The 5,786-nt window shown below is 64.5% G+C and carries 8 protein-coding genes; all 8 read right to left on the bottom strand.

The annotated features are described in order from the left end of the window. Nucleotides 1-617, bottom strand: a 617-nt coding sequence (locus tag EN964_RS22025) for an aldehyde dehydrogenase (RefSeq protein ID WP_127276726.1), incomplete at its 3' end; no start/stop codon positions are given. A gap of 20 nt (nucleotides 618-637) precedes the next feature. Then, a complete protein-coding gene (locus EN964_RS22020; RefSeq protein ID WP_013528939.1) occupies nucleotides 638-982 on the bottom strand; it encodes a cupin domain-containing protein in 345 nt (114 codons plus the stop codon). 23 nt (nucleotides 983-1,005) lie between these two features. After that, the gene (locus EN964_RS22015) at nucleotides 1,006-1,347 is read right to left on the bottom strand and encodes a cupin domain-containing protein (RefSeq protein ID WP_127266973.1); all 342 of its coding nucleotides are present in this window, start codon (nucleotides 1,345-1,347) and stop codon (nucleotides 1,006-1,008) included. Between the two features lie 17 nt (nucleotides 1,348-1,364). Continuing rightward, nucleotides 1,365-1,715: a cupin domain-containing protein gene (locus tag EN964_RS22010; RefSeq protein WP_127266972.1), complete on the bottom strand. Its 351-nt coding sequence runs from the start codon at nucleotides 1,713-1,715 to the stop codon at nucleotides 1,365-1,367. Next, complete coding sequence (locus EN964_RS22005) at nucleotides 1,712-2,986, bottom strand: glycosyltransferase (RefSeq protein WP_127266971.1); 1,275 nt, start codon at nucleotides 2,984-2,986, stop codon at nucleotides 1,712-1,714. Before EN964_RS22005 ends, EN964_RS22010 begins: the two co-directional genes overlap by 4 nt. A gap of 12 nt (nucleotides 2,987-2,998) precedes the next feature. Further along, a complete protein-coding gene (locus EN964_RS22000; protein WP_127266970.1) occupies nucleotides 2,999-4,072 on the bottom strand; it encodes an ABC transporter ATP-binding protein in 1,074 nt (357 codons plus the stop codon). Next, nucleotides 4,069-4,863, bottom strand: coding sequence for an ABC transporter permease (locus EN964_RS21995; RefSeq protein ID WP_127266969.1), 795 nt, complete (start codon nucleotides 4,861-4,863; stop codon nucleotides 4,069-4,071). The genes EN964_RS22000 and EN964_RS21995 overlap by 4 nt, the downstream gene beginning before the upstream one ends. Further along, nucleotides 4,856-5,698, bottom strand: a complete 843-nt coding sequence (locus EN964_RS21990; RefSeq protein WP_127266981.1) for an ABC transporter permease — start codon at nucleotides 5,696-5,698, stop codon at nucleotides 4,856-4,858. Before EN964_RS21990 ends, EN964_RS21995 begins: the two co-directional genes overlap by 8 nt. Nucleotides 5,699-5,786 lie beyond the last annotated feature (88 nt).

Here is a 5,786-nt window from a genome sequence, read left to right as displayed (position 1 = left end):
CCAGGCAGGCAGGAGACCAGCCCTTCCGGCAGCGAGCGGAACACGGTCATGTAGTCCAGCGTCGACAGCGTCGTCGCCTCGGCCGGCTTGATGACGCAGGCATTGCCGGCGGCGAGCGATGCGGCGACCGTCCAGCACATCAGCAGGATCGGGAAGTTGTAGGGCATGATGTGGACGGATACGCCATAGGGCTCGTAGCGCGCATACTGGAACGAACCGGCCTGCGTCGTGCCGGCGATCTTGCCGGCATCGTCGCGCGCCATCTCGGCGTAGTAGCGGAAGATCGGCGCGCAGTTGGCGATCTCGCCGATCGCTTCGGGGTAGGGCTTGCCCATCTCGCGCACCATCAGCTCGGCGCAGCGGGTGAAGTTGGCCACCTCGATGGCGTTGGCGACGGCATGCAGGTGCTTGGCGCGGCTCTTGGCGTCGAGCTTTTTCCAGGCGGCCTGCGCCCTGGTCGCGGTGGTGAGCACGGCATCGATCTCGCTATCGCTGGCTGCAGCGATGGCGCCGACTGTTTCGATCGTCGCCGGATCGATCACCGGCTTTGCCGTGCCTGCCATCGGCTGGTAGTCCGGGTTGACGAAGAAGGTCGGCCGGTCAGGGGAGAAATCCATGGACATCCTCTCGGATCCGCTCAGCGGATCATGTAGACCTTCTTGATCGTCTCATGGACGGTGCAGACGCCCTTCCAGTCCTGCGGGAAGAAAGCTGCGGTGTCCGGTTCGATCTCGATGACCTCGCCGGATTCGTGGACGTAGGTGCAGCGTCCTTCGAGGAAGTGGCAGAACTCGTCGCGGGTGACATGGCAGTGCCATTTGCCTGGTGTGCAGACCCAAAGCCCGCATTCGGAGCGGCCTTCCGGCCCCTTGTACAGCAGCTTGCCCGAGGTGTGGGATTGCCCCTCGATCATGGTCGGGATGACGCCCCAGTCGACGAGGTCGGTAATGGTGAGCGGGGATTTCATGATGGGTGTGGTCATGTCGATTTCCTTGAAAAGAGTGCTCAGCGGCACATGAAGGCCTTGGTCAGCGTTTGCCTGATGATGGAGATGCCGGTCCAGCCGGCGGGGAAGAACACCAGCGTGCCGGCCTCGACCGGGATCTCTTCGCCGTCGTCATGGACATAGCTGCCACGGCCTGAGAGGAAATGGCAGAACTCGTCGGCGCCAAAGGTGACCTTGCGCGTACCCGGCGTGCATGACCACAGGCCGCATTCGCTCGATCCGTCCGGGTTCCGGGACAGGACCCTGCCCGAGGCGCGCGGCGAACCGGCGAGCGTGTTGCTGCCCGCGCCCCAGTCCTCCAGTTCCACGCTCGAGGCCTTCGGCCAGTACGGTGTCGGCATGTCGTCAAGCTCCGTGGTCAGGCCAGCATGTAGACGTTGCGCATGGTCTCATGCACGGTGCATTCACCCGTCCAGCCGGCAGGGAACATGACCACGGTCCCGGCGGAGATTTCTATCAGCTCACCGACATCGGACCGGTAGGTCGCGCGGCCGGCGACGAAATGGCACAATTCATCGCGCGGGATGCTCAGGCGCCAGCGGCCTGGCGTGCACACCCAGATGCCGGATTCCGGCTGGTTGTTCGGGCCTTTGTGCACGAGTTTGCCGGTCGAGTGGGAGGCACCGTCCAACGCATCCGGCTGGGCGCCCCAGTCGACGAGATCGGCGCGGGTGGAGGCCTGGTGGAGGTGGGGAGCGGAGGAGGTCATAGCAGCGTCTCCAGCAACCCGGCTGCTTTCTCCGGCCCATTCTGCGCGCGCATCTGCGCCGATGTCTTCGCCAGCTTGGCTTTCATCGCCGGGTCGGTCAGGCAGGTTTCGATCTTGGCAATCAGCTCGGCATCGGTCCAGTCGTAGCGCGGCATGCCGAAGCCGTGGCCGGTTTCCTCTACGCGGGTGGCGTTGTCGTGGCCGTCCCAGACATAGGGCATGATGATCGCCGGCTTGCCGAAATAGAGGCACTCGGTGAAGGAGTTGTTGCCGCCATGGTGGATCACCGCATCGACCTGCGGGATAACCGAAGGCTGCGGGAACCAGCTCTCGACGATCACGTTGGCGGGCACGTCCGTGTACTGGTCCTTGTAGCCGCCGACATTGACCAGAGCCCGGTAGCGCGTCTTGCCCAGCGTCGCGATAATGCGCTTCAACAGGTCGACATCGCCGGCGCCGAGGCTGCCGAAGGAGACATAGAGCAGCGGCCCGTCATTGTTTTTGGCGAATGTCGGCACCGTGTAGGGTTTCTCCTGCCGCACGCAGCCTTCCAGATACTGGAACTTTGCCGGGTCGAGCGGGTGGCGGCGCTTGAACTTTGCCGCTTCGGGATAGAGCAGCAGGTTCAAATAGGGCGAGGCCTCGAAGAACTGGCCGATCGGATAAGGCGCCTCGTTGTTGGCGGCGAGGAAGGCGTTGAAGTCGTCATGGATCGGCTTGATCACCGCGTTGAAATGATCGCGGTAGCGCTGGTGACCGGCGTGGTCGTTCTCGCCGCAGCCGGAGAGATGGGGCGGGATGTCCTCGTCGTCGATCTCGTTTTCCGAGCAGGAGATGACGCGCACCCAGGGTTTGCCGAACTGCTTGATGGCCGGAAACAGGATGACGTTGTCGACGCAGATCACATCCGGCTTGATGGCTGAGAGAACGCGCGGCAGATCCTTCTGCGCCCATTTGGCGCTGTCGACGATCGCCGTCCAGCAATCCTTGACGTAATTGTCGACCTGATCGTAAGGCGATTTGCGGAAGTTCGGGATGTGGCCGTTGATGAAATCCTCCCAGAATTTCGCCATCTGCTCGGGCGGCATCGGCTCCGACAGGTTCACCGGATGCGCCTCGAAACCGTAGCCCTTGTAGACATCGACAAAGCCGGGGTCGGACAGGAAAACGGCTTTGTGGCCGCGCGCCTCGACCGCCTGGGCGATGCCGACGGAATTGAGCGCCGGGCCGTAGGCCGCTTCTGGAAAAAACGCGATCGTCTTCTGCGCCATCAGGCTTCTCCTTTATTCTGCGAAAACTCTGACATCGGCGGCGTCCCAGCCGAGTTCGACCTGATCTCCCGACGCGACCGGCCGGCGGTCGGCGGCATCAGCGGTGACGCGCACCAGGAACGGCTTTGGGGACAGAGGTGTGCGGACATGCAGCTGTAGGTCGAGCCCCTGATAGGCCAGCGCCTCGACCGTGCCGGTGGTGCGGTTGGCGGTCTCCACCGATGGGAACAGCCGGATGCGCTCGGGCCGCACCGACGCGACAGCAGATGCACCGGCTGTGAGTGTGGCGGGCACTTTGCCGGCGATACGCGCTCCGTTGGCAGCCACTACACCGTCGGTGGCGGCTTTACCGGGCACAAAATTCATCACGCCGATGAAGTCGGCGACGAAACGGTCGGCCGGATGCTCGTAGATCGCGTGCGGCGTGTCGCATTGCAGCAGTCTGCCGTCTTTGAGCACCGCCATGCGGTCGGCCATCACAAGCGACTCCTCCTGGTCGTGGGTGACGATGACGAAGGTAATGCCGACCTCGTGCTGCAGGCGCTTCAGTTCCAGCTGCATGGCGCCGCGCAGTTTCTTGTCGAGCGCGCCAAGCGGCTCGTCGAGCAGCAGCAGGCGCGGCCGCTTGACCAGCGCGCGGGCGAGCGCGACGCGCTGCTTCTGGCCGCCCGACAGTTGCTCCGGCTTGCGGTCGGTGAAGGGGACCAGCTCGGTTGTCGCCAGGATGGCGTCGACGCGGGAGCGGATTTCCGACGCCGGCAAGCGCTCCATCTCCAAGCCGTAGGAGACGTTGGCGCGGACGCTCATATGCGGAAACAGCGCGTAGGACTGGAACATCAGATTGACCGGCCGCTTGTTGGGCGGGGTTTTGGCAATGTCGCGGCCGTCGAGCAGGATGCGCCCCTCATTGGGCGTCTCGAAGCCTGCCAGCATGCGCAGCAGCGTGGTCTTGCCGCAGCCCGACGGGCCGAGCAGCGCGAAGAACTCATTCTCGCGGATGTCGAGCGAGATGCCGTCGACGGCGGTCACCCGGCCGAAATTTTTCGACACATGATCGATGGCCAGAAGCGTGCGGGGTTCGCTCATTGGCCTATGATCCCACGGTTGAGCCGCTGCGACAGGGTCAGCGCGGTGATCGAGACCGCCATGACTATGGTCGCCAGCGCGTTGATCTCCGGCGTGATGCCGAAGCGGATCATGGCGTAGATCTGCATCGGCAGCGTCGTCGATGCGCGGCCGGCGCCGGCGGTGAAGAAGGCGATGATGAACTCGTCGACCGAGAGCGTGAAGGCGAGCAGCGCGCCGGCGATCACCGCCGGCGCGATGACCGGCAATGTCACCCGCCTGAACGTGGTGAGCGCGGAGGCGCCGAGATCAGCGGAGGCCTCGACGATCGACCAGTCGAAGCTCTTCAGCCTTGCGCGCACCACCGAGCAGACGAAGGCGAGATTGAAGACGACATGGGCGAGGATGATCGTGTGCAGGCCCATGGTCAGGTTGAGCATGGAGAACAACGACAGCAGCGCGATCGCCAGCACGATGTCGGGAATGATCATCGGCGCGAAGATCAGCGCTTCGAGGCCCTTGCCGTACTGCCGGCGCATCTCGATGCCGATCGCCAGCAGCGTGCCGAGCAATGTTGCGATTGCGGTCGACACCAGCGCCACGATCAGCGTGTTGAGCGCAGCGGACAGGATGGCGCTGTTCGAGGCCAGCGAGGCATACCATTTCAGCGAGAATCCCGACCATGCGGTCGGCAGCCCACCTTCGTTGAAAGACAGCGCCACCAGCACGGCGATCGGGATGTAGAGGAAAGCGAAGACCAGGCTCAGCACGAGCCAGAGCGTGCGCCGCGTGGCGGGGGAGCGCTCAGCCATCGGTGCCTCCGCCGGCTTGCGCGGCGTGGCCCGAGGCGCGATTGGCGGCCAGCGCCTGCGCCATCAGCACCAGAAGCATGATGGCGATCAGCGCCATCGCGAGCGCGGCGCCGAACGGCCAGTCGTTGGCGGTCAGGAACTGGTCGTAGACGAGGTTGCCGATCATCTGGAAGCGGCCGCCGCCGAGCAGCGCGGGCGTGACGAAATTGCCGATCGACAGCACGAAGACAAACACTGCGCCGGCGGCAATGCCCGGCACGGTCAGCGGCAGGATGACACGGCGGAATGTGGTGGCGGCGGAGGCGCCGAGGTCACGCGAGGCCTCGGCGAGTTCCGGGTTGAGGCGCGACAGTGGCGCGTAGCAGGCGAGGATGACGAAGGGCAAATAGTTGTAGACGAGGCCGGCGATGACCGCGCCTTCCGTATAGAGCATCGATGGTGGCTCGCCGGTGTAGCCGAACCAGCGCAACAACTGCGTGATCAGGCCTTCGCGGTTGAGCAGCACGATCCACGCATAGGTGCGGATGAGGTAATTGGACCAGAACGGCAGCACGGCGAAGAACAGGAACACCGGCTGCCACCGGCGCGGGGCGGCTGCGATGGCGTAGGCGGCGGCATAGCCGATCACCACCGCGATCAGGGTGGCGGTGCCGGCGATGCGCGCCGAATTGAGGAAGATGCCGGCATAGAGCGGGTCGAAGACCAGGCCGAAATTCTCCAGCGTGAAGGTGTATTCGATGCCGCCATAGATGCCGCGCCGGAAGAAGGCGAGCGCCAGCACCAGCGCGCACGGCACCACTATCAAGGCGGCGAGCCATGCCAGCGCCGGGGCCATCAGGAGGGAGGAGCGGGAGGGGGTGTATTTCACGGAGGAGCGCCCCCCTCTGGCCTGCCGGCCATCTCACCCTCAAGGGGGGAGATCA

Origin of the sequence: Mesorhizobium sp. M7A.F.Ca.CA.001.10.2.1, from assembly GCF_003998575.1 — a bacterium.
Classification (GTDB): domain Bacteria; phylum Pseudomonadota; class Alphaproteobacteria; order Rhizobiales; family Rhizobiaceae; genus Mesorhizobium.
This window is presented reverse-complemented; position numbering and strand designations above follow the sequence as displayed.